This window comes from Gilliamella sp. BG1 (assembly GCF_046635625.1).
Lineage (GTDB): Bacteria > Pseudomonadota > Gammaproteobacteria > Enterobacterales > Orbaceae > Gilliamella > Gilliamella bombi.
This window is the reverse complement of record NZ_JBIDFG010000004.1, coordinates 140774-161036: the sequence shown is the minus strand read 5'-3', so window position 1 is coordinate 161036 and position 20263 is coordinate 140774. Positions and strand designations below refer to the sequence as shown.

The 20263-nt window shown below is 34.8% G+C and carries 16 protein-coding genes and 2 tRNA genes; 12 read left to right on the top strand and 6 right to left on the bottom strand.

What is annotated here, in order from left to right:
• Positions 1 to 246 precede the first annotated feature (246 nt).
• The 3 genes from zntB (at position 247) to mgtA (ending at position 6961) form a co-directional block, all read left to right on the top strand.
• Positions 247 to 1248, top strand: a complete 1002-nt coding sequence (gene zntB, locus ACGH80_RS03135) for a zinc transporter ZntB (RefSeq protein WP_411630520.1) — start codon at positions 247 to 249, stop codon at positions 1246 to 1248.
• A gap of 143 nt (positions 1249 to 1391) precedes the next feature.
• Positions 1392 to 3284 carry a DNA topoisomerase III gene (locus ACGH80_RS03130; RefSeq protein ID WP_411630519.1) on the top strand — a complete coding sequence of 631 codons (1893 nt, stop codon included), beginning with the start codon at positions 1392 to 1394 and terminating at the stop codon, positions 3282 to 3284.
• A 968-nt stretch (positions 3285 to 4252) separates the two neighbouring features.
• On the top strand, positions 4253 to 6961 hold the full coding sequence (gene mgtA / locus ACGH80_RS03125; protein ID WP_065589908.1) for a magnesium-translocating P-type ATPase: 2709 nt from the start codon (positions 4253 to 4255) through the stop codon (positions 6959 to 6961).
• 344 nt (positions 6962 to 7305) lie between these two features.
• Here mgtA and ACGH80_RS03120 read toward each other — a convergent pair whose 3' ends face one another.
• The gene (locus ACGH80_RS03120) at positions 7306 to 7518 is read right to left on the bottom strand and encodes a YdcH family protein (protein WP_411630518.1); all 213 of its coding nucleotides are present in this window, start codon (positions 7516 to 7518) and stop codon (positions 7306 to 7308) included.
• Between the two features lie 168 nt (positions 7519 to 7686).
• Between ACGH80_RS03120 and ACGH80_RS03115 the strand changes: the two genes are divergently transcribed.
• Entirely contained in the window at positions 7687 to 9210 is a 1524-nt protein-coding gene (locus ACGH80_RS03115; RefSeq protein ID WP_065589909.1) for a helicase HerA-like C-terminal domain-containing protein, read from the top strand.
• Positions 9211 to 9258: 48 nt separating this feature from the next.
• Complete coding sequence (locus tag ACGH80_RS03110) at positions 9259 to 10344, top strand: AI-2E family transporter (protein ID WP_411630517.1); 1086 nt, start codon at positions 9259 to 9261, stop codon at positions 10342 to 10344.
• Positions 10345 to 10368: 24 nt separating this feature from the next.
• Here ACGH80_RS03110 and bcp read toward each other — a convergent pair whose 3' ends face one another.
• Positions 10369 to 10845, bottom strand: a complete 477-nt coding sequence (gene bcp / locus ACGH80_RS03105) for a thioredoxin-dependent thiol peroxidase (protein ID WP_065559949.1) — start codon at positions 10843 to 10845, stop codon at positions 10369 to 10371.
• A 61-nt stretch (positions 10846 to 10906) separates the two neighbouring features.
• Complete coding sequence (gene hemL / locus ACGH80_RS03100) at positions 10907 to 12199, bottom strand: glutamate-1-semialdehyde 2,1-aminomutase (RefSeq protein ID WP_411578673.1); 1293 nt, start codon at positions 12197 to 12199, stop codon at positions 10907 to 10909.
• Positions 12200 to 12358: 159 nt separating this feature from the next.
• Here hemL and erpA point away from each other — a divergent pair, with 159 nt between their 5' ends.
• From erpA to ACGH80_RS03080, 4 genes are all read left to right on the top strand, one after another.
• A complete protein-coding gene (erpA, locus tag ACGH80_RS03095; RefSeq protein WP_034914816.1) occupies positions 12359 to 12697 on the top strand; it encodes an iron-sulfur cluster insertion protein ErpA in 339 nt (112 codons plus the stop codon).
• A 216-nt stretch (positions 12698 to 12913) separates the two neighbouring features.
• A tRNA-Leu gene (locus ACGH80_RS03090) sits at positions 12914 to 13001 on the top strand.
• An 18-nt stretch (positions 13002 to 13019) separates the two neighbouring features.
• Positions 13020 to 13095 (top strand) — tRNA-Gly (locus ACGH80_RS03085).
• 956 nt (positions 13096 to 14051) lie between these two features.
• Positions 14052 to 14774 carry a hypothetical protein gene (locus ACGH80_RS03080; RefSeq protein WP_411630516.1) on the top strand — a complete coding sequence of 241 codons (723 nt, stop codon included), beginning with the start codon at positions 14052 to 14054 and terminating at the stop codon, positions 14772 to 14774.
• On the opposite strand, the gene ACGH80_RS03075 is transcribed toward ACGH80_RS03080, so the two are convergent.
• From ACGH80_RS03075 to ACGH80_RS03065, 3 genes are all read right to left on the bottom strand, one after another.
• Positions 14720 to 15532: an IS3 family transposase gene (locus tag ACGH80_RS03075; protein WP_411630522.1), complete on the bottom strand. Its 813-nt coding sequence runs from the start codon at positions 15530 to 15532 to the stop codon at positions 14720 to 14722. The genes ACGH80_RS03080 and ACGH80_RS03075 overlap by 55 nt on opposite strands.
• Before the next feature lie 23 nt (positions 15533 to 15555).
• Complete coding sequence (locus tag ACGH80_RS03070; RefSeq protein ID WP_411630515.1) at positions 15556 to 15855, bottom strand: transposase; 300 nt, start codon at positions 15853 to 15855, stop codon at positions 15556 to 15558.
• Positions 15856 to 16254: 399 nt separating this feature from the next.
• The gene (locus ACGH80_RS03065) at positions 16255 to 16410 is read right to left on the bottom strand and encodes an integrase core domain-containing protein (RefSeq protein WP_081296780.1); all 156 of its coding nucleotides are present in this window, start codon (positions 16408 to 16410) and stop codon (positions 16255 to 16257) included.
• Between the two features lie 777 nt (positions 16411 to 17187).
• Between ACGH80_RS03065 and ACGH80_RS03060 the strand changes: the two genes are divergently transcribed.
• From ACGH80_RS03060 to ACGH80_RS03050, 3 genes are all read left to right on the top strand, one after another.
• Complete coding sequence (locus ACGH80_RS03060; RefSeq protein WP_065589913.1) at positions 17188 to 17430, top strand: ferrous iron transport protein A; 243 nt, start codon at positions 17188 to 17190, stop codon at positions 17428 to 17430.
• Positions 17427 to 19754: a Fe(2+) transporter permease subunit FeoB gene (gene feoB / locus ACGH80_RS03055; RefSeq protein ID WP_411630514.1), complete on the top strand. Its 2328-nt coding sequence runs from the start codon at positions 17427 to 17429 to the stop codon at positions 19752 to 19754. Before ACGH80_RS03060 ends, feoB begins: the two co-directional genes overlap by 4 nt.
• Before the next feature lie 83 nt (positions 19755 to 19837).
• Positions 19838 to 20074 (top strand): FeoC-like transcriptional regulator, encoded by a 237-nt coding sequence (locus ACGH80_RS03050; protein ID WP_065575337.1) that lies wholly within the window; start codon positions 19838 to 19840, stop codon positions 20072 to 20074.
• Positions 20075 to 20263: the final 189 nt, after the last annotated feature.

The following is a 20263-nucleotide window of genomic DNA, read 5'->3' as shown; positions in this document are numbered from 1 at the left end:
ATTGAAGACAATATTTATACATAAAAACTGGCTTATATTACAATACTTTCAGGTATTATGCTCCAGATATTGTCCACGTTGTTCAGCTTGATCCGTTTTAGGTTTTTAGTCAGGTTTAACCTGTGTCAGTATGAGCTTAACGGATTGGTTTTAATGCCTTAAATAAAATAATAAAACGCTAGTTGATGGCTCCAATTTAAGCTAAATTAGATATATAATTTGAAAAAACAATAAATGGGATCGGTAATGGCTAGTCAAAATAGTGTAAGTTCTATTTCTGTTTCACATCTTTTAGAAGCTAAACCAGCTTTTTGTTGTCAGTTAGATGGTAAAGGCAAAGCGCTACCACTTAATGAACAGAGTAAACCTTCAATTTCACAACCATTTTGGATTCATTTAGATTTTGCTAAACAAGAAACCATCAATTGGGTAAATAATACAAATCTAGTTCCAGATTTGATTAAAAATGAATTGCTAAAACCTAAGCAAATATCCAAGGAAATTCGTTTTGAGTCTGGTGTTTTAGTGGTTTTAAAAGGTGTTAATTTTGTTCCCAATGAGCTTCCCGATCCTATTGTTACCTTTCGTTTTTATATAACTGATAACATGATTATTTCAACACGGCATCAACAAATTTCGGCTATTGCTGAATTAAAGGATCATCTAGAAAAGGGCATTGGTCCTGTAGATGTGGCGGATTGGTTGATTCAAATGTCTGATTTAATTAGTGATCAAGTTAATTTATCTTTTGATAGTGTTCACAATAAAATCATTAAGTTAGAGGAATCTGTTTTAAACCAACGTATCTTTTCTTATAAAGAAATTGGTCGAGTTCGTAAACAGTTGATCGTCTTACGCCGATTGTTATCACCACAACGCGATATTTTTGTAAAAATTTCGACTGAAAGAATATCGTGGATTGACGATAACGATCGCCAACGCTTACATGATATTTCCTATCAACAAAATCATTATGTATCTGATATTGATAGCTGTTTATTAAGAATAGCTTCAATTATGGAACAAATTAATAGCTTCTTGGCTGAATCAACCAATAAAAGAATCTATTTAATGTCACTTTTTACCATTATTTTTACACCCATTACGTTTTTAACCAGTTTGCTTGGTGTCAATTTAGCTGGTATTCCTTTTAGTAGTGAAAGTTGGTCTTTTGTTGGATTAATATTATTACTTGTTATTATTTGTGTTATTTCAGTTATTTGGCTTAAATACAAAAAATGGTGGTAATAAAGCATCTTTAAAAATGGATGAAAATTTATGAATGTTTATAAAGTTGGGTATAAGGATATAATTGACTTTTTATTTAAAACCATAAAATTAATACTGATTCAAACTTATCTTGTTTGAAATTTTAATGAATAATTATTGTTATGCAACCTAATCAATCTTATCGTTTATTTATTGCCGAAAAGCCCAGCTTAGCAAGGGCTATCGCTGACGTATTACCTAAACCTCTTCAAAAAGGTAATGGTTTTATTAAAGCGAGTAATGGTGATGTGGTTAGTTGGTGTATTGGTCATCTCCTTGAGCAAGCCACTCCAGAGGTTTATGATCCTCGATATAAGAAATGGGTGATTAATGATTTACCCATAGTGCCTGAAAAATGGATATTAATGCCTAAAGGTAATACAGAAAAACAATTTAATATTTTGGTAGATTTGATTAAGTCAGCAGAGCAAATAGTACATGCTGGTGACCCAGATAGGGAAGGGCAGTTACTAGTTGATGAAATTTTAAATTATTGCCAATTATCGCCAGATAAGCGCAAAGCAATTCAACGCTGTTTAATTAGTGATTTGAATGCCAGCGCTGTTGAAAAATCATTGCAACAATTACGCAACAATCAAGATTTTATTCCTTTATCAACTTCGGCATTAGCAAGGGCTAGAGCCGATTGGCTATATGGAATTAATATGAGTCGTCTTTGTACCATTGTTGGTCAAAAAAACGGTTATCGGGGGGTTTTATCAATTGGGCGAGTACAAACTCCTATTTTAGGGTTAGTGGTTAGGCGAGATTTAGAGATAGAGCAATTTGTACCTAAACCATTTTATGAAGTTTTTGCAGTGCTACAAACCAAAGATAATGAAATATTTAAAGCTAAATGGCAACCCAGCGAAGCTTGTTCGCCTTATCAGGACGAAGAAGGACGTGTTTTAGTTAAAAAATTGGCCGAAAATGTTTGTCAGCGTATTAATAAGCAATCAGGCACAATTGATAAAGTTAGTAATAAAAAGAAAGAACTTGCGCCACCAATGCCATTTAATTTATCGGCACTGCAAATTGAGATGGCTAGAAAAAATGGGCTAAGTGCCCAAGATGTGCTTGATATTTGCCAATCGTTATATGAAAAACACAAATTAATTACTTATCCAAGATCAGACTGTCGCTTTTTGCCAGAAGAACACTTAAAACAAATTACAGGTGTAAAGTCTGCCATTGAAAATAATTGTCCAGAACTACAAACCGCAATTAATAATGCTGATTATACTTTACGCACTAAAGCTTGGAATGACAAAAAAGTGGAAGCACATCACGCTATTATTCCAACGTTGCGTAAAGCTAAAATGGAAAACTTAACTGACAACGAAAAGGCGGTTTATCAAGTTGTGGCAACGCAATATTTAGCTCAATTTTATCCAGCATATAAATATGCTGAATTGCAAATTGATGTAGATATTCAAGGCGGAAAATTTATTTCTAAAGCTAACCAAATGCTTGATGAAGGTTGGAAAGTTTTATTTAGAACTAAAAACCATCAATCCCCAACCGATATGAATGACAATGAAAGTAATGGTTTATTAACTAAATTAGTTAAAAAGGGTGAAACCGTGCAATGCATTGATACTGAACTGGTTAGCAAAGAAACTCAGCCACCAAGACAATTTACCGATGCAACACTGTTGTCTGCGATGACGGGGATTGCCAGATTTGTTAAAGATCCAGAAATCAAAAAAATACTACGCGAAACAGATGGTTTAGGTACAGAAGCAACAAGGGCAGGTATTATTGAATTGTTATTTAAACGTCAATTTTTAATTCGTCAAGGCAAAGCAATTCGCTCAACCGAGGTGGGTAAAAATCTGATTTTATCACTACCAGATATAATGTCGATGCCAGACATGACCGCCCATTGGGAATTGCAATTAAACGAAATTAGCAAAAAAGAGTTTTCGTACCAACAATTTATGTATCAACTTAATTTATCACTGTTAGATCTTGTTAATCAGTTAAAGAATGCAAGGTTGAATATTCAAGGTTAATATCTATATAAAAAACAGGATGAAATTTAATAATACTGTTCATTCTGTTTATTAATATAGCCATACTAATTAAATAATAATTTTAAGTGCTTTTTCTTTTTGTTATTTTTATAACTCGATCAAATATCAGCATATATTAATAATATTATCCAAGTTAGCCGTTTTGAGTACATTTTTCTTAAATAAATGTGATAAAAGAAATCACAAAATAATTACCAAATTGGACTGATTATTATGGAGTAATTCAGATAGTTCCCTTTAAAATATTTACGTTAGTTAATAGGGTAGCGATTGTATATTCTATTAGATAATAGGGTTATCAATTTTATATAAAGTGAAGATGAAAACGGCGATAAGTGCCGTTTTTCAACAACTGTATTTATTTTTTCGTGATATAGGTTGACTTCTAATCCTTAAAGGAGTATAAAGAGCCCGCCTTTTGAGCTTTTCTTCCTTTTTTAGCTATTATGGAAGTTAAAAACGAGGGTGAAGGGAAGTTGAAATATAAAGTGAAGAGTTCAATTTACAGGAGAAATATGGACACTCAATCGGGTCACCCCAAGACTAGGGGAGACAAATTTAAACACATCATTATCGGTTAATGAACCTGTCTAAATAACCATTTTTTCAGTTCACAAACCGAAATTGATAAAACGGTAACGGTGAACGATATGTATTTTTTTACACGCTATCACACAAATTCAAAACACCAATGCGCGCAAAGTTTAATGGTGCGTGTTTTACATCTTTCAGAAAAACATTTAGAACCACCGAGTTGTATCTAAATTCTTAATTAATTCTGTTTGCTAATCAAATTTAATGCTCAGCCCAAGCTATAAGAAATAGCTTTATAGGCTACTTTTGTTATGCACTAAATTTTAGTTAATCACAAAATTTAATTATTTATTGTTATTTAGTAACAATAAGTTGGCCTACTTTTGCCAAAATTATGAATATAGGTACTTATGATGACAAAAAATACATCAAAAACTAAAGCACAAAATAGTGTAGATATTAAAGCTATCAACGAAGCTCAAAGCAGTCTTGATAGTATTTTAGCTAAATTTCAATCCAGCCTTTCAGGATTAACACAAGAAAGTGCAAAGTCGAGAATTGAAACATATGGAAAAAATGAAGTTGCACGCGAAAAGGTACCATCAGTTTTAGTACAACTATTAATGGCGTTTAATAATCCATTTATATTTGTATTATTAGCGTTAGCTATTGTCAGTTTTGTGACTGATTTTTGGTTACCTTTGCAAAATGGTGAAGAGACAGATTTAACCAGTATTATCATTATTCTAACTATGGTATCACTGAGTGGATTATTGCGTTTTTGGCAGGAATTTAGATCGAACAAAGCGGCTGAGGCGTTAAAATCGATGATTCGTACAACAGCAACGGTGCTAAGACGTGCGCATAAAGATATGAGCCCAGAACGTATTGAAATTCCATTAAGTGAAATTGTTCCTGGGGATATTGTTTACTTGTCGGCTGGAGACATGATCCCGGCAGATATTCGATTGATTGAATCTCGGGATTTATTTGTTAGCCAAGCCGTATTAACAGGCGAATCGATTCCTGTTGAAAAGTACGACACATTAGGTGCTGTAACACAAAAAACATCCGATAATATCGAAACATCAAACATCAACAAAGATAATTTGCTTGATGTTAATAACATTTGTTATATGGGAACCAACGTTGTTAGTGGAACCGCCACAGCCATTGTTGTTGCAACAGGAGGGGATACTCATTTTGGCTCATTGGCAAAATCAATTGTAGGATCTCGTGCTGAAACTTCGTTTGATCGCGGTGTTAATAGCGTTAGCTGGTTGCTTATTCGCTTTATGCTAATTATGGTGCCAATTGTATTTTTTATTAATGGTTTTTCAAAAAATGATTGGGGCGATGCTGCACTTTTTGCATTAGCCGTGGCCGTTGGCTTGACGCCTGAAATGTTACCAATGATAGTGAGCGCTAATCTAGCAAAAGGCGCTGTTGGTATGGCAAAACGTAAAGTGGTTGTTAAAAGACTTAACGCAATCCAAAATTTTGGGGCGATGGATATTTTATGTACTGACAAAACGGGGACATTAACACAAGATAAAATTATTTTAGAGCATCACCTTGATATAAAAGGTCAAGTCGATTCATCTGTTTTGGAACTTGCATGGCTTAATAGTTATTATCAAAGCGGCATGAAAAACTTGATGGATAAAGCGATTATTCGTTTTGCCGAAGAAAAGACCAGCATGAAAAAGGTTGGTGTTAGCTTATACAAAAAAATTGATGAATTACCATTTGATTTTGTACGCCGACGTTTATCGGTGGTGGTACAAAATGGTGATGATAACCATTTGATGATTTGTAAAGGCGCAGTTGAAGAAATGCTGTCTATTGCCAGTTACGTTTATGAAAATGACGAATATTTACCATTAAACGATGAACGTAAACAAGCTTTGATCGCATTAGCACATGAATATAATAAAGAAGGTTTTAGAGTATTAGCCGTTGGAGTAAAAAACATTCCGGCAAGTGAAACAAAACCACAATACACCGTGCAGGACGAAACTGCGCTCGCCATTCGTGGCTTTTTAACTTTTTTAGATCCACCAAAAGAAAGCGCATTCGAAGCTATTTCAGCATTGAATGAGCATGGTGTGGGAGTTAAAGTTTTAACTGGTGATAACGAAATCATCACCATTAAAGTTTGCCGAGAAGTTGGTTTAGAACCAGGCACGCCATTACTTGGCACTGAAATTGAAAAAATGGATGATGTCGAGCTAAAAAAACAGATCGAACAGCACACTATTTTTGCAAAATTAACGCCGCTGCAAAAATCGCGAATTATTCGGTTGTTGCAAGATAATGGACATACAGTTGGTTTTTTAGGCGATGGTATTAACGATGCACCAGCACTTCGCGATGCAGATGTAGGGATTTCGGTCGATACTGCAACCGACATCGCTAAAGAATCTGCTGATATTATTTTACTTGAAAAAAGCTTAATGGTTTTAGAAGAAGGTGTAATATGTGGCCGCGAGACCTTTGGCAATATCATGAAATATCTAAACATGACAGCAAGTTCTAATTTTGGCAATATTTTTTCAGTATTGGTTGCTAGTGCGTTTCTACCATTTTTACCTATGCTAGCGATACATTTACTTATTCAAAACTTATTGTATGATATTTCACAACTCTCATTGCCATGGGACAAAATGGACAATGAATTTTTACAAAAACCACGTAAATGGAATGCGTTAAATATTAGACGTTTTATGATTTGGATTGGGCCTACATCGTCTATTTTTGATATCACAACTTATGCATTAATGTGGTTTGTATTTAGTGCTAATAGTGTTGAAGCTCAATCACTATTTCATTCAGGATGGTTTATTGAAGGGTTATTATCGCAAACTTTGGTTGTGCACATGCTAAGAACACAAAAAATTCCATTTGTGCAAAGCACGGCGGCATTTCCTGTTATTGTGATGACTTTGTTAGTTATGGCGATTGGTATTTATATTCCATTTTCTCCACTAAGTGGGTTAATTGGACTACAACCATTACCGTGGTCATACTTTCCATGGCTATTAGCAACTCTATTTAGCTATTGCTGCGTTGCACAATTAATGAAACGTATCTATATCAAACGTTTTGGACAATGGTTTTAATTAACTAATAACAGCTAAGTGATACTAATATCGCTTAGCTAATTTAAGAAGTATTTATTTAAAAAATACTAAAAATCAAAATGTTAAATATAAAATAATAACAAAGGAAATAATCTATGAAAACACCACATAAAAATTTAATTATGCTAATTAAAAGCCGAAAACAAAAAAAGCTCAAGCAAAATTAAGCCATTAAATATAAAATAGTTAGCGCAAGGATTTTAAGTTAACACACAATAAAAAACCCCAATTATTGGGGTTTTTGTTTAATTGTTTATTAGTTTGAAATAAAACGATTAATTAAAATAATTACAAGTTGTAGGTAATTAAAAGTTTAGATAATTTCAGACGCTTTTTTTTAGAATTTCATGAATTTCATCTTTAATTTTAAGTTTCTGTTTTTTTAATGCCTCTATCGTTTCAGCGGTATTGACAATAATTCCAGATTCAATATTTTTAATTTTTTGGTCGAGCTCATTATGTTGGTCGAATAATTTTTGAAAATGTAAATCGGTATTTTTTAATTTGGAAATTAATTCTCGATATTCTGGAAACATAGTGCCTCCTTATATGGGCTAGTTAGAATAATAACAATAGCAGCTATTGCTAATTCAGAATACAATATTATGTGTAGTTTTAATAGAAAAATTGTTTTAATAACCAAATATATTTTTATAACAAAACTGTTTTAATTGCAGAGTAAAAAACAACAAGGGAGTTATTCCATGAGTGAGTCGATTGTAGTTGCCAAAAGTCATGGTAAAGATTTATCAATTATTGCTGCATTAGCTAATCGTCATGGTTTAATTACTGGCGCAACTGGTACAGGTAAAACAGTGACATTACAAAAAATGGCAGAAGGTTTTTCAAAAATAGGTGTACCTGTCTTTCTTGCTGATGTTAAAGGCGACCTAACTGGGATTGGTGAAAAGGGCAAATTAACTGAAAAACTACAAGCTCGTTTAGCGAGTATTGAAGTTAATAATTGGCAACCAGACTCGTCACCTATTGAATTATGGGATGTATTTGCTGAAAAAGGAATCCCCGTTCGTAGCACTGTGTCAGATATAGGACCTATTTTGCTTGGTCAGTTACTCGATTTAAATAACGTTCAAGCAGGGGTTTTACAGTTAGTATTTAAAATTGCTGATGATAACAATTTATTATTAATTGATTTTAAAGATCTTCGAGCATTAATTCAATTTGTTGGCGATAACGCTAAAAAATTTACTACACAATATGGAAACATTTCGTTATCGTCAATTGGCGCAATTCAACGTGGATTGTTAACTCTTGAACAACAAGGTGCCGAATTTTTCCTTGGTGAACCAATGCTTAACATTCAAGATTTAATGCAAGTTAATCCTAAAGGTTACGGTATAATTAACATCTTATCGGCCGAAAAGTTATATAACTCGCCAAAATTATATTCAGTCTTTTTATTGTGGTTATTGTCAGAACTTTTTGAGCATTTGCCAGAAGTAGGTGATCTTGATAAGCCGAAACTTGTCTTCTTTTTTGACGAAGCTCACTTACTTTTTAATAACATTTCGCCTGCATTATTAGAAAAAATAGAACAAGTGGTGCGTCTAATTCGCTCTAAAGGGGTCGGGGTTTATTTTTCTTCTCAGAATCCGAGTGATATTCCTGATACAGTTTTAGGGCAATTAGGCAATCGTGTGCAACATGCCTTACGCGCATTTACCCCAAAAGATCAAAAAGCTGTAAAAGTGGCTGCCCAAACTATGCGTGCCAATCCAAGTTTTGATACTGAAAAAGCAATAATGGAATTAGGCGTTGGCGAAGCTCTTATCTCGTTTCTAGATGAAAAAGGCAGTCCAAACATGGTTGAACGTGGTTATATTATTGCACCGAGTTCAAAAATGGGACCTATGTTGCCAGAAGATCAATTAACTATTATTCGCCAATCATGTTTTTACAATAAATACGCACAAACCATAGATCGACAATCCGCTTATGAAATACTGAAAAATGGATTTTCGTTAAATAACCAATCCGATCAAAACAGCAATGGTAGCGATATAAAAAGAGACGATGATAAAAATAATAAACAAAATAATGGTGGATTGCTAAATTTTTTAAGCACACTACTTTTTGGTACTAAGGGGCCAAGAGGTGGACAACATGATGGTATCACCCAAAAAATAGCTAAAAGCGCAACAAGGCAAGTTGTTAATCAAATCGGTAAACAGATCACCCGTGGTATATTAGGTGGTTTAAAAAAATAACCAAAACAAAGTTATTACTTAAAAAGTCAGCAAAATAGGAGTATTTTAATGTTAAAAATGTTCATAGAATGGTATAAAAAACGCTTTAGCGATCCGCATGTTGTTTCGCTAATGGCTGTTATTGTTGGCTTATTTGTTATTATCTATTTTTTCAATAAAATTCTTCTACCGGTTTTAATTGCGATTGTATTATCTTATTTACTTGATAGACCGGTTAACTATCTACATAAAAAAAACATACCAAGAACACTGGCAGTTGTAATGGTGTTACTGCTTTTTTTAATGATTGTATTAGTCGGATTTATGATTTTATTACCATTAATTTGGCAACAAAGCATTAGCTTAATCACTAATATTCCAAACATGCTAAATTTTGCAAACAACTTTTTAACCACCTTGCCTGAACACTACCCTGAACTAATTGATGTTGGCTTATTCGACTCGGTCATCCAAGGTATTACCAACAAAGTTGTGCAAACTGGTAATTCGTTATTGCAATTTTCCATTGTGTCTTTATTAGGGCTAGTATCTGTTGCAATTAATGGGGTATTAGTGCCCATAATGATGTTTTTTTTATTAAAGGACAAAACAAAAATATGGGGATACTGTTCAAAAATCTTGCCTAAGAACCGTACAATTTTGAACAAAGTTGCTGCTGAAATGGATATGCAAATATCCAATTATATAGTAGGCAATGTACTACATATAATTATTTTATCCATTTGTGTCTATATTCCTTTTTGGTATTTTGGTTTAGATTATGGACTTTTATTAGCAGTGCTTGTTGGATTATCTGTATTAGTGCCTTACGTTGGTATTATTATTTCAAGTATTCCGGTTGTATTAATTGCTCTATTTCAATGGGGATTAAGCGCACAATTTGGTTATTTATTGTTTTTCTATGTATTAATACAAGCATTAGATGGTAATTTATTGGTACCTTGCTTATTTTCTGAAAAACTTAATTTACATCCATTAGTTATTATTTTAGCGGTAATTGTGTTTGGTGGTTTATGGGGATTTTGGGGAATATTTTTTGCAATACCTTTGGCTACATTGGTTAAAGCAATTATAAATGCATGGCCAAAATCAGACGAATTAAATACTATCAATAGCGAAGTAAAAGCAGATTAATGGTTAATCTGCTTTTAATCAGAACTATTTGCTGTGTTTTTTAAGATAGTCTAAAACTACTTCGTGATGGTTAGCGGTTTTGAAATCATCAAACACTTTTTCGATTTTACCGTCTTTGCCAATTAAAAAGCTTATACGGTGAATCCCATCGTAGGTTTTTCCCATAAACTCTTTTTCGCCCCAAGTACCAAATGCTTGAGCAACTTCATGATTTTCGTCAGAAAGCAGCGTGAAATTTAACAGCTCTTTTTCGATAAATCGAGATAATTTCTCAGGTTTATCGGTACTTATACCAAGGATCACCACATTATATTTTTTGAACTCATCAGAACAATCTCGCAAATTACATGCTTGCACAGTGCAACCAGGTGTCATCGCTTTTGGGTAAAAATAAATTAAAACACGTTTGCCTTTAAAGTCATTTAAGCCTACAAGCTCTCCATCTTGGTCTGGCAACGAAAACTGAGGTGCTTTTTCACCTTCTTTAAGTGGATTAACCATATGATTATTACCTATTTTAATAGTTTAATTTTTAATTGGAAATATAAAAAGTGCCATACATCTAAACTAAGTTATTAAAAAAACGACTTGCTGCATCAATGGTATGATTGATCTCTTTATCTGTGTGCTTAAGTGACATGAAACCAGCTTCGAAAGCTGACGGTGCAAAATAAACACCTTCATTTAGCATATGATGATAGAATTTCTTAAATAATTCAACATTACACTGCATCACATCTTGATAAGTGGTTACTTCAGAAGCAGTTGTAAAGAATAATCCAAACATCCCTCCTACATAATTCAACACTAACGGCACATTATGCTTTTTAGCTACCGATAATAAACCATCAGCAAGCGATGCGGTTTTATCTTTTAACTCTTGATAGATTCCAACTTCCATTAACTTGGTTAACGTTGTGTAACCCGCTGCCATTGCAACGGGGTTACCTGAAAGCGTTCCAGCTTGGTATATTGGACCAGTTGGTGCTAATTGCATCATAATATCTGCACGACCACCAAACGCTCCAACAGGCATACCTCCACCAATAATTTTGCCTAAACAAGTTAAATCGGGCACAACATCATAATAATCTTGAGCTCCGCCCAGTGCGACTCGAAAGCCTGTCATCACTTCGTCAATGATTAATAACGTACCATACTTATCGCAAAGTGCTCGTAAACCGTGCAGAAACTCTTTTTGAGCTGGCACGCAATTCATATTGCCCGCAACTGGCTCAATAATGATGGCGGCAATTTGGTCGGGATATTGCTCAAATTGTTTTTTGACCGATTCTAAATTGTTATAATCACAAACTAAGGTATGTTTAACAAAATCATCAGGTACACCTGGTGAAGTTGGGTGACCAAAAGTAAGGGCACCAGACCCCGCTTTAACTAACAAATAATCAGCATGACCGTGATAACAGCCTTCAAATTTAATAATCTTATCACGTCCAGTAAAACCACGTGCAACACGGATGGCACTCATGGTTGCTTCAGTTCCCGAATTTACCATACGCACCATTTCAATTGAAGGCATTAATTGAGTGACCAAATTAGCAACTTTGGTTTCAATTTCGGTTGGTGCACCATAACTCAAACCGTTATGAACAGCGTTAATTACCGCATTGGCTACATCGGGGTCATTGTGTCCAAGGATCATCGGCCCCCAAGAACCAACATAATCAATATAGGCTCTTTCGTCCACATCATAAATATACGCACCGTTTGCACGCTCAATAAATAAAGGTGAGCCACCAACGCCATTAAAGGCGCGAACAGGCGAATTAACGCCACCAGGCATAACTGATTGAGCCTGATGATAAAGTTTTTCTGATTTGAAATTGTTTTGCATAACTGAGATGATCTCTCTATAAAAATTTGTTGTATTTATTCATAAAATCAAAATAAATTCAAGCCAACTATGAGAAATTTATTTAATAGAAGTTTTCTATTTTGTATTTTCATTTAGCAAAGGTATATAATGCAAAGATCAATATATTAGGAGAAGAATATGAGCGATGCTTTACCGATTAACTTTACTGATGCTGCAGCCAACAAAGTTAAATCATTAGTCACTGAAGAAGAGAACCCAAACCTAAAATTAAGGGTGTATATAACAGGCGGTGGTTGTAGTGGATTTCAGTATGGTTTTACTTTCGATGAAAAGGTAAACGAAGATGACTTAGCTATTGAAAAAAATGGTGTATCTTTAGTTATTGATCCCATGAGTTTACAATATCTAGTTGGCGGCACTATCGATTATGTAGAGGGTTTACAAGGCTCTCGTTTTGTGGTTGATAATCCCAATGCAACAACAACATGCGGTTGCGGTTCATCTTTCAGTGTTTAAGCCATATTTAAGTTTTAAAAATACCAATAACGTTATGGGAAGATAATAAACCATAACTTTAACTTTAATTTTTATAGAAAGATTAATAAAAGCCATAAAAAGTGACAAACATTGAGCAGTTAAACAATAATTTTTAATTTTTAGTTGACGGCAAAATTAAGATGGGTAAAATGCACAGCATTCGAAACGCAATTACCTTTTGGTAATAAGTTTTGAGCCCGGGTGGTGAAATCGGTAGACACAAGGGATTTAAAATCCCTCGGCCTTTTTGGCCGTGCGAGTTCAAGTCTCGCCCCGGGCACCACTAACAAACAACTCTCATGCGGGAATAGCTCAGTTGGTAGAGCACGACCTTGCCAAGGTCGGGGTCGCGAGTTCGAACCTCGTTTCCCGCTCCAATAAAACATCTATTTAGTATAAAAGTAAATTTATATCCCATAGTGTGTTAACTAACGAAAGTTATTAGTTGTGTGCAAGGCACAAAAAACACAGCAAAAACATTGTAATAAAAACAGAAATTAGCTAATAATTACTTAAATTAAGTAAAACAAAAAACTTAAATAAAATCAATAGTCTGCCTGAGCTATTTTAGAGAAAACACACAACACGGCAAGGTTAATTTACCTATCTTTTAACTGTGTCGGAGTGCTTTGCTGATAGACTGAGGGCAGCACGCCAAATAGGACTGTTTGGCGAGTTTGTGCTTTGTTATGGATGCCAATTTATCAGTAACAATTTGGCACTTCTGAGCAAAGCAAATAGGCTTAAAAAAGGCGAATATCATAATGATTTGAGTAAATCATGCCGATGGTTAAGAGCGAGCGTGGGCGTTGGGTACCGTAGTTTATATTTTGTAGCCATGTGATTTGTAAGATGTTACGCTCAAAATTCTTAAATTAAACGTTACCACCAATATCAGTTATTCCGACAAAATTCAAAAGCTATAAAGCTAACACCATATTTTAATTATAAAATTAACCTATCTATAAAGTCGAATTGTTTTATCTTTACATTTCTTTACAAAAAAGTCCGCCAAAAAACTAGCCAACTATTTTATAAATGGTTATACTTTTATCGCTGTAGGAAAACAAGCTTATTAAATAAGCAAATAATTATAAAAATATAAATAAAACAAATCATTACTTGACAGGTTAACCATAATGCATTATCATTTTAGACACCAGACACCAGACACCAGAACTGGCAAACCTATGTCTTAAGTTTATCAAATAATCTTATTCGACGAGTTTTTTCACGAAACTTATTTATACCTTCCAAATTATTTCTCAACGAATTATCGAAATTATCGCTCAAATCACCTAAAACAGCTTTGTTAGTATCAGCACTGTTATTATTGTCATCGTCATGGAATGTACAGGCAAATGGTAAAAAGGTTAGAGCGGGTAATCGTAGTGATGCAATAATAATACCGTCGCCAGTTATCAATTATGTAAGGCCAAATCTAAATTTTGGTGACGACGAATATGCAGGCCAAGCTAGCTTATGGAATCCTGATAAGGGCTTTTTAGTACAATCAATTGATTTTGAATCAATTCATCCTGAATTATACAACCTCAATTTCCCGACCACAGGTATGCATAATTTATATTTTGATTTACTTATAACTGGAGTAAATATAAATAAATTGACATGGGAACCCGTTACTTTGGGGGGAATCACTGCGACAGTGACAAATGTTGTAGCTAATGATAGGTGGATCCCTGATGAAGATAAGGGACAAGTTGTCGCCCGTGTTAAGCTAACAGGTCCAGAGGCAAGAAATCAATGGTACAATCCTCATCCTAACCCAATTGCTAAGCCAAGGTTACCGCAGACGTTTGAGTTAGTGGGTAGGGATATTAGTACCGCTGATGAGGTAGTAAAATATGGATTTGTGTTAAAGCAGTGGTTCGTCAATCGGGGTGATCAATTGAAAACTTATAGTGACCAGTTAGCATGGTGTAATAGTTTGGGGTATCGAATGCCGAGGATAAGGGATTTAACTGGAATGGCAACACATTTTCAAACAAAAAAATTAAGGGGTAAGTGTTTTTTAAATTCAACGGGAGGCAAGTAGCCTAACGAAGAATGTAATCGTTTATGATTATACCAATAGGCATAAGCCGAAAAAGCGCGTTGTAACTCAGCCGTTGAGTTGAACCGTTGGCCTTTTACAAATTCCGTTTTAATTGTTTTAAATGTCGCTTCCGCTACCGCATTGTCATATGGACATCCTTTCTTGCTTAATGAATGCGTGATATTAAATGTCTTAAAACAATCCGCTAATAACCGATTATCAAACTCTTTACCGCGGTCTGAATGAAATAAATCTAATTTTGATAATGGTTGTTTAATTTGGCTTAATGCCGACATAACAAGCTCTGCTGTTTTATGTTGACCAACATGATAACCGACAATTTGCCTATCGGATAAGTTCACTAAAACACATAAATAGTTCCAACGTTGCTTAACTTGAATATAGGTTAAATCCGCAACAACAATTTGTTTTTTATCACCTACATCAAATTGTCGTTGCAGGTGATTTTCTGTGGCGGTTTCATTCACTTCCGTATTGTGAGATTGATAACGTTTAACGGTGTATTTTGATACCAGCAATGAGGCTTTCATCACCCGAGCAATGTAACGACGTGACACCCAAATATTCTCTTTCTGTAAATCAAAACGAATTCGTCTTGTACCATAAGACTGATAGCTCTGATTAAATAGCGTCACGATTTTATTGGCATAAAGCCCTACTGATTTTTGTCTATTCAATTTACACTGATAATAAGCATAATGTCTTGATAATCCTAAATATTGACATAGCTTTGTTATGCTATAACGATGTCGATTTGCTTTTAGGATAACGATTTTCGTCCTATTATCAGTGCTGCTTGCTTTAAAATATCGTTTTCCATACGGAGTTGTTTAAGCTCTTTACGCAACGCGATTAACTCTTGTTCTTGTGGACTGCGATTATCTTTTGTTTTAAATGAGCCGCTTTGGCTTGCTTGCGTTATCCAACGGTCCAATGCTGATGGTGTCAAATCATATTCGGCAATGATTTCACTACGTGATTTACCATGTTGATAAAGACTGACCATTTGGTGTTTAAAATCATCTGTGAATGTTCGTCTTTTGCGTTTAATCTTATTCATATTTGTTCCTTTTTTAGTTGTGATAAGTTTACCTTACCCCTTAAAAAAGTTGTATGAATTAGTGTAGCCGATCCAAACCAATTCGAAGTGTGGTGTAGATAATAATTATTTCCCATGTATAAATAACATAGATGGGGCTACGCCGTCATCAGGTACTCTATTTTACCAGCGTCACATAAGAGCAGGATTTTTTACGGAGTGGGGCCGCATGGACGACTACGCTGGTGCGGGCTTCGTTTTTTACGGCTACTGGACAGGCGACGCGGCAGGTAGCACCCGGTTCGCTGTCGACTCGGACGACGCCCGCGTCCGCCCAGCTAGCCACACCAATTATGCTGTTTGCATTGCGCCTTAGCTTTTAGCATTTAGTTCTTAATCTGTATGAAAACGCCGAGTTGTTTACACTTCATAATTAAAATAATCCTCTAAAGACTCATAAGGCGTTTTGCCTGAAATCGCTTTATGGGGTTTAATGGTATTATAAAAATTAATAAAGCGTTTAAGTTTTTGTTTTCTATCTTTTGAGTCGCTAAATATTTGCCGATTATGCCACATCGCAATTCAAAGTTTGTATCACTCTTTCGGCTTTCACATCGGTTTGACAGGTGGGATTGGTACATTTTTGCTTGATACAGCGATTATCACGCAGTTTATCTAAACAAATATTTATCTAACAAACAAAGACTGTCCAATTTTTGTCAAAAAGTTTCAGGAAAACACCGTGTTTAAGTAAAAAAACAAAAAAAATCATGTTAATACTAGAAAATAATTTTTCTAGTTTGCTGTTTCGTTTGATTTATAAGTAAAGATAAACCTTTGGTATCAATCTGTAGCATTTTGCTTGGATAGGTTTTGTAATAGCGTTTAGCCAAATCAATGGCCGTCGTTTTTTCTTTATGATATAAACGCCATATCGCTTGCTGGTGATAAAGCGCTAATTTTGTTTTTTACGACTAATTATTACAGTAGTTTCTCAAATTACCGTAAACAATATTAGTAATATCTTACACATAAGACATCAAATAATATGATGCCTATTGAATTAAAAACACGAAAACAGGCAGCTTAATTTTCTACGTGAGAGTGTACTAAGTTTGGGGTATTTACATCGTGAGTATTTATTTTACCTATTTAGAAACACAACACAGCGAAGGTTTGAGTTTGTATTTTTTATTGTTTAATTATATTTACTATTTTTTTACTGTTTATTTATTTTTGTTGAGAATAATTCGCATTTTTACACTAAAAATAACTTCATTTCTTTCTAAAATATGTATTTTTAATTTTATATGATTATTTATATCAGCACTGTTGTCATTTTTAGGAAGCGTAATGTCATTTTTTACTCTTAACCAGTTACCTTTAGGCCACGAGGCGGTTATTACTAGGTTGTTACCCGAATCGTTACCTTTTCGTCGAAAGTTACTTGCAATGGGGATTACACCAGGGTGTAAGGTTCTGGTTGTGCGAGTTGCACCATTTGGTGATCCGATTGAAATTAAAATGCGTGGATTTTGGCTTTGTTTGCGTCGTAAAGAAGCACAAGCTATTGAAGTTATGGAGGTAAGTAAATGAAGATAGCATTAATTGGTAACCCTAACTGTGGTAAGACGACATTATTTAATTTATTAACTGGCTCAAAGCAACGTGTAGGAAATTGGCCTGGAGTGACTGTTGAACGTAAGACAGGTGTTTTTACTTATCATAATGCACAATATGAAGTCGTTGATTTGCCTGGTACATATTCGATCGAACCAGACCCACTTAGTGTTTCACAAGATGAGCTTATCGCACGTCAGTTTGTGTTGTCTGATAGTGATAGTGTTATTATTAATATTATGGATGCAACTAATTTGCAACGTAGTCTGTATTTAACTTGTCAGTTAATTGACTTGCAAGTGCCAATGATTGTTGTATTAAATATGATGGATGCAGTTAAAGCCATGGGCGAACAGATTAATGTTGATATGTTGTCAACACTGTTAGGTTGCCCTGTTGTGGCATTATCATCAACCCAAAAAATGGGGCTATCGTGCTTTTATCAACAAATCGAAAACATGGTAATCACGCTACAAGTAGCTCAACCGTCGATTGATTTGCTTGGCGATGATCAGCAAGCGGTGATTAATCGTTGTATTTGTGAGTTACCAGATGATAGTGTTGTGCATCAATTCAATCGTTGGCAATTGATGGATGCGTTATTAGATGATTCGCGTTATAACTTACTCGAATGCGAAAAAGAGATGTTTGCAAACTGCCGTTCATTGCTTGCAAAATGGTGTGATAATGAAATTGATGTGGCGCTTGCTAGTGCACGTTATGATACGATTGATACAATTTGTAAGAAAGTGATTGATAAACCACGTGAACTTAGTCGTCGATTTTCAGACATATTGGATAATATCACCTTAGGGCGTATTACTGGTATTCCGTTCTTTTTACTCGCAATGTATGCCATGTTTATGCTAGCGATTAATTTTGGGACTGTGTTTATTGATTTTTTTGATGTGCTGTGTGGTACTATTTTTGTCGATGGTTCAACGCAGTTACTTCATGCTATCAATGCACCGAATTGGCTTACGGCTATTTTGGGTAATGGGATTGGTCGTGGTATTCAAACGGTTTCAACTTTTATTCCTGTCATTGGGGCGATGTTTTTTTGTTTGTCTTTTTTGGAAGATTCTGGTTATTTGGCGCGAGCAGCAATGGTAATCGATCGGCTGATGCGTTGCATTGGTTTGCCGGGAAAAGCATTTGTGCCAATGTTAGTGGGTTTCGGTTGTGGTGTGCCAGCCATTATGGGCACGCGAACGTTAGAAAGTCCTCGTGATCGTATTATGTCAATTTGTATGATTCCTTTCATGTCATGTGGAGCTAGATTGCCGGTGTATGCTTTATTCGCCGTGATATTTTTTCCTAAAAATGCCTCTATAGTGGTGTTTGCCTTATATTTGCTTGGTGTAGTTGTGGCAATGATAACTGGATTTATACTTAAATTTACGCTATTAAAAGGTTCATTAACACCGTTTATTATGGAAATGCCAGTGTATCGTATTCCGACTTTAAGTAGTCTAATTAGTTTAACTTGGCAGCGTTTAAAGTCGTTTGTTTTTAAAGCAGGTAAAGCCATTGTGTTGATGGTAACAATATTAAGTATGCTTAATTCATGGGGGAGTGATGGTTCGTTTAGACACGAAAGTTCGCAGGACTCTATGCTTTCTGTTGTTAGCCAAACAATCACTCCAGCATTTTCACCAATGGGGATTAAACACGATAATTGGCCCGCAACGGTGGGAATTTTTACGGGTATTTTTGCTAAGGAGTCGGTGATTGCAACGCTTAATTCGCTTTATTCGATGGGCGATGACAATGAGCAAGCAACCAAGTCATTTGATTTATCACAAGGGATTGTAGATGCGTTGGCAACGATTCCTAAGAATTTAGTTGATCTATCAGATGCAGTATTAGATCCACTAGGGTTTAATACAGTTTCACAAAATATTGATTCACTTCAGTCTGATTTGGATGTAAATTCGGTAACAATTTCTCAAATCAAGGGCGCTTTTGGTTCGTCTTCGAATGCGATGAGTTATTTGATCTTCATTTTACTTTATACACCTTGTGCTGCTGCATTAGGAGCTGTGTACCGAGAGGCTGGTTTTAGATGGATGATATTTGTGGCAATTTGGACTTTTACTATCGCATGGCTAACAGCAACGATTTATTATCAATTTACTTTGCTTGGGCATTCTACTATGGCAGGTTGGTGGCTTTTGGGATGTAGTGTATTTATTGTTGTAGCACTATTGTTTATGCGTATTTTAGGGCGATATTCATCATTTAACCAACAAACGGAACCGAATCTACAACAGTGTAAAGAATCATCATGCTGTCAGTAAGTAGCTGGCTAGCTAATTTGTAAAAATATAGATAGAGAAAAGATTTGTGATTTTTCTGTAACTTTAATTATCGGATTATTGCTATGTTAATAACGTCGATTCGTGATTATGTACAATTAAAAGGCCGTGTACCATTGCAAGATGTTGCACGCCATTTTCGTTTACCTGAAAGTGCAGCTGAGCAGATGTTAGGGTTTTGGATTAAAAAAGGGATGATAAAGCTCATAGTACAAGATCAGCTATTGTTTTGCCAAACTAATAAGTGTCACTCTTGTTCAAACTGTCACTTAGCTGGTAATGTTGAATATGTTTGGGTTTAATTGAATCATGAATCAGTAACTTTTTACATTTATAATGTGTTGTCAATTATTTTGTTGCATCATAGATAAATGATGCTAATTAACGCTGATTTGATTTTGTGATTAAATTCACAGAATTAATTTTATTTGTATGGATAAGCTAGCAAACATGGATAAGTGATTCTATATTATCAGAGTCTGAGGCTACAT